Below are 4,335 nucleotides of genomic sequence, written 5' to 3'. Positions count from 1 at the left end.
ATCTCGCGGGCGAGCAGGGCCCGTTCGCGGGAGAGCGCCACGGCCGCGGCCTGTCGGCGTTCGTCCTCGCGGGCCCGGCGGGACTCGACGAGCTGCTCGGTCAGGCGGGCACGGGTCTGCACGAGCAGGCCGACGGCGAGCGGACCGAGGGCGAAGATGAGCGCGTAGACCACCGAGACGACGATCTCGTCGAGGGTCTGCGGCGGCCCGACGAACCCGCTGAACCCGACGAACTGCACCAGGGCGGCGAGGAGCATCAGCCACCGGCGGCTCGTGCGCTCCCCGAGGGTGAACAGCGCCACGCTGGCGGCGACCACCGCGGACCCGACGAACAGTCCGGGCATGGTCAGGGCGAACGCGAGCACGGGGAAGCGTCGGCGGAGCAGCAGCGCCGCCGCGGCGACGAGCGACAACCACGTCTCGAGGGTGGTGGCACCGGAGATGTCGAGCACCGCGTCGGCGACCGCGGCGGCGACGAAGAGGGCGTCGAGCACCCACCACGGTGCGGGGTGGGTGCGCGCCAGACGCAGGCCGGCGTCGACGAGCCGGTCGAGCCTCCCGTCCGTCGCCGCGAGCACCTGCCGGACCCGCCGGGACCGCTCCCCGTCAGCCATCCAGGAGCCCCGCCTCGGCCGCGCGCAGCGCGAGCTGCACCCGCGTCGGGACGCCGAACGCGGCGAGGAGCGACCGGATGTCCTCCTTGACGGTGCCGGTGCTCACCCCGAGCCGACGGCCGATGTCCGGGTTGCTGACGCCGTCGGCGACGAGCCGGAGGACGGCGTGCTCCCGGTCGCTGACGGCCGGCGCCGGGGCGCTCGGACGTGCCGCGAAGAGCTTGGTCCGGTCGACGCCCGGGGCCAGCACGACCCCGCCGCGGGCGAGGACGCGGACGTACTCGGCGAGGCCCTCGGGGTCGGTGTCCTTCAGCAGGAACCCGGCCGCACCGAGCTCCATCGCCTGCCCGACGTACTCGTCGGTGTCGAAGGTGGTGAGCATCGCGACGGCGGGCGGCTCGGGGAACGCCCGGAGCTCCCGGAGGACCTCGAGCCCGTTCACGCGCGGCATCCGCACGTCGAGCAGGACGACGTCCGGCGCGTGGTCGCGGATGGTCCGCACGGCGTCGACGTCCCCGGTCGTGGCGACGACGTCGATGTCCGGTGCGGCGCCGAGGATGAGCTCGAAGCCGTAGCGGACGAGCGTCTCGTCGTCGACGATCACCACGGTTGTCACGCGCGTCATCTTGTCATGCACGTTGGCGTTCCGAGGGGGACTCGCTACTGTGGCAGCAACTGGTCATGTCCGCGCATGACCACCCGCACGACCAGCGACGGAGCACGAGGACCGCATGACGAGCCGGATCACCGAGGGTGCCGAACCGAAGCACCAGCAGCTGCGGCGGATCCTCCTCGACCTCGCCACGGTCCGCCTCGCACCCGGTGCGGCGATCCCGTCGGAACGCCAGCTCATCGCCGAGTACGGGGTGTCCCGGATCACCGTTCGCGAGGCCCTCGGGCAGCTCGTGAACGAGGGCTACCTCGAACGCGTGCGCGGCAAGGGCACCTTCGTGGCGCACCGACCCGTGCAGTCGACCCTGCACCTGGCGTCCTTCACCGAGGAGATGCGTGCGATGGGGCATGTACCGACGACGGTCGTGCTCGTCCGCGAGGAGCGGGTGCCCCCGTCCGACACGACCGCGGCGCTGCGGCTCGACCCCGACGTCCGCGCCTTCCACGTGAAGCGGCTGCGCATGGCCGACGGCGCCCCGGTGTCCATCGACGACGCCTGGTTCGTCGCGGACGCGTTCCCGGGCCTGCTCGAGCACGACCTGTCCGACTCGGTGTACTCGATCATCGCGACGGAGTACGGCACGCCGATCGACCGCGCGCAGCAGACCGTCGCCGCGAACCCGGCGGCGGACGACGTGGCCACCCTGCTCGGCACGAAGACCGGGGCGCCGCTGCTGGAGTTCGACCGGGTGTCCTACGCGGGGGAGCGCCCGGTGGAGCACACGCGGAGCTGGTACCGCTCGGACCGCTACCGCGTGCAGATGGAGGTCACGGCGACGGCGGCGAACGCGGTCGCCTAGCGCCGACCGTCGCGCTGCGCGACACCGCACGGCACGTCGAGGCCGTGCGGTGTCGCCGAGTGCGTGGGAAGGCCCCCGCTCAGACCTCGAACAGGGTGTCGCCGTCGCGCACCGTGGTGCCGACCGCGTCCTGCGCGATGGAGTCCGGCGCGGAGCCGAGCACGACGACCGGGCAGATCGGCGAGTAGCCGGCAGCCGAGATCACCGAGGGGGTGAACCGGACGACCGGGTCGCCCGCGACGACGGTGTCGCCTTCGGTGGCGAGGAGCACGAAGCCCTCGCCCGACAGCTTCACGGTGTCGATGCCCACGTGCACGAGCACGTCGGTGCCCGCGGCACCCTGCAGGGCGAACGCGTGCGGGTGCAGCTTGACGATCGTGCCGTCGACCGGCGCGACCGCGGTCACGGCGCCGTCGACCCCGGTCGGGTCCACCGCGACGCCGGCACCGACGAGCTGCCCGGCGAACACCGGGTCCGGCACGTCGGCCAGCGCGACGACCGGGCCCTGGAACGGGGTCCGGACCGCAGTCACAGCTCGTCCTGGATGTCCTGCGCGAGGTTGTCGGCGATCGGGCCGACGATGACCTGCCAACCCGTCCCGCCGCCGACGACGGCCTGGGCGCCCGCGGCCTTCAGGGCGTCCTTGTCGACCAGGTCACCGTCCTCGACCTCGACGCGGAGGCGCGTGATGCAGCCCTCGACCTCGTCGATGTTCTCGGCGCCACCGAGCGCGGCGATGATGTCAGCGGCCTTGATGTCAGCCATCGTTTCCTCCTCGTTACGAAAACGCATGCCGGGTTGACAGGCGTGGGGTCGCGGTTCAGACTACGGAACTGGTCATGACCGGACAGGACCGGACCTGGCGACACCGCCGAGGTTACCTGCGCTGACTGTACGACTCAACTCACCCCGACAGCTCCACCCAACGACGAGAGGACCTCCGATGAGCACCACCACTGCCACGGATGTGCCGGAGAAGAAGACGCCGAAGAAGCAGTCGCGCGTCTTCGCCAACGCCCAGCGGCTCGGCCGCAGCCTCCTGCTGCCCATCGCGGTCATGCCGGCTGCCGGCATCCTGCTCCGCCTCGGCCAGGCCGACATGCTCGGGGCGATCCCCGGCTTCGAGAAGGGCGCGACGATCATCGCCGCGGCCGGCAACGGTGTGTTCACCTGGCTGCCGCTCCTCTTCGCGGTCGGCATCGCGATCGGGTGGGCGAAGAAGTCCGACGGCACCACGGCGCTCGCCGCCGTCGTCGGCTACATGGTCATGTACCAGGTCTTCGCGGCCATGTCCCCGATCGTGCTCGACGGGGTGAAGGACGCGAACGGCAACCAGGCCACCATCAACTTCGGCGTCCTCGGCGGCATCGTCATGGGGCTCGTGTCGGCCGTGCTGTGGGAGAAGTTCCACCGCACGAAGATGCCCGACTTCCTCGGCTTCTTCTCGGGTCGCCGCCTCGTGCCGATCCTCACCGCGGTCGCGGGTCTCCTCATCGCCGTCGTGATGTCGTTCTTCTACCGCTACTTCGACATCGCCCTGACCGCCGCCGGCCAGGCCGTCGCGGACAACGCCGTCCTCGGTGGTGGCATCTTCGGGTTCGTCAACCGCATGCTCATCCCGATCGGGCTGCACCAGCTGCTGAACTTCTTCCCGTGGTTCCAGCTCGGCAGCTTCACCACGGGCGGCGTGACCTACCACGGCGACATCGCGCGCTTCCTCGCCGGCGACCCGACGGCCGGCATCTTCCAGACCGGCTTCTTCCCGATCATGATGTTCGCGCTGCCCGCCGGTGCCCTCGCGATCTGGCGCAACGCCAAGCCGCAGAACCGCAAGCTCGTCGGCGGCATCATGCTCTCGGCCGCGCTCACCTCGTTCGTGACCGGCATCACCGAGCCCCTCGAGTACTCGTTCATGTTCGTCGCGTTCCCGCTCTACATCATCCACGCGGTCCTCACGGGCACCTCGCTGGCCCTGGTGAACGCCCTGGGCATCCACGACGGTTTCTCGTTCTCGGCCGGTGCGATCGACTACGTGCTGAACTTCGGCAAGGCGGACGGGGCCATCTGGCTCATCCCGATCGGCCTCGGCTACGCGGTCGTCTACTACTTCCTGTTCAGCTTCGTGATCAAGAAGTGGAACCTCCGCACCCCCGGACGCGAAGAGGACACGATCGCCGAGAACACCATCGACGCGGCCACCAAGCCGTAGCCGTCACGAGGTGACGGACGTCACCTGCTGACGGACGGGA

5 protein-coding genes and 1 pseudogene are annotated in these 4,335 nt (G+C 70.7%); 2 read left to right on the top strand and 4 right to left on the bottom strand.

Annotated features, from left to right (window positions below):
* Together I5E_RS11785 and I5E_RS11780 are read right to left on the bottom strand one after the other, a co-directional pair.
* A pseudogene (locus I5E_RS11785) lies at positions 1-614 on the bottom strand (hypothetical protein); the annotation flags it as partial.
* Positions 607-1,239, bottom strand: coding sequence for a response regulator transcription factor (locus I5E_RS11780; RefSeq protein ID WP_031262370.1), 633 nt, complete (start codon positions 1,237-1,239; stop codon positions 607-609). The gene I5E_RS11780 and the pseudogene I5E_RS11785, both read right to left, overlap by 8 nt.
* A gap of 106 nt (positions 1,240-1,345) precedes the next feature.
* Between I5E_RS11780 and I5E_RS11775 the strand changes: the two genes are divergently transcribed.
* Positions 1,346-2,086 (top strand): GntR family transcriptional regulator, encoded by a 741-nt coding sequence (locus I5E_RS11775; protein ID WP_022907165.1) that lies wholly within the window; start codon positions 1,346-1,348, stop codon positions 2,084-2,086.
* Between the two features lie 79 nt (positions 2,087-2,165).
* Here the strand turns inward: I5E_RS11775 and I5E_RS11770 are convergent, their stop codons facing one another.
* Both I5E_RS11770 and I5E_RS11765 read right to left on the bottom strand, forming a co-directional pair.
* The gene (locus I5E_RS11770; RefSeq protein WP_022907164.1) at positions 2,166-2,618 is read right to left on the bottom strand and encodes a PTS sugar transporter subunit IIA; all 453 of its coding nucleotides are present in this window, start codon (positions 2,616-2,618) and stop codon (positions 2,166-2,168) included.
* Positions 2,615-2,851: a PTS transporter subunit EIIB gene (locus I5E_RS11765; protein WP_022907163.1), complete on the bottom strand. Its 237-nt coding sequence runs from the start codon at positions 2,849-2,851 to the stop codon at positions 2,615-2,617. Before I5E_RS11765 ends, I5E_RS11770 begins: the two co-directional genes overlap by 4 nt.
* A 178-nt stretch (positions 2,852-3,029) precedes the next feature.
* On the opposite strand from I5E_RS11765, the gene I5E_RS11760 reads away from it, so the two are divergent.
* Entirely contained in the window at positions 3,030-4,295 is a 1,266-nt protein-coding gene (locus I5E_RS11760; protein ID WP_022907162.1) for a PTS transporter subunit EIIC, read from the top strand.
* The last annotated feature ends 40 nt before the right edge of the window (positions 4,296-4,335 follow it).

It is taken from the genome of Curtobacterium sp. B18, assembly GCF_000333375.1.
In the GTDB taxonomy this organism is placed as follows: domain Bacteria; phylum Actinomycetota; class Actinomycetes; order Actinomycetales; family Microbacteriaceae; genus Curtobacterium.
Note: the sequence above shows the minus strand (reverse complement) of the source record. Positions and strands in the feature narration are given on the sequence as shown.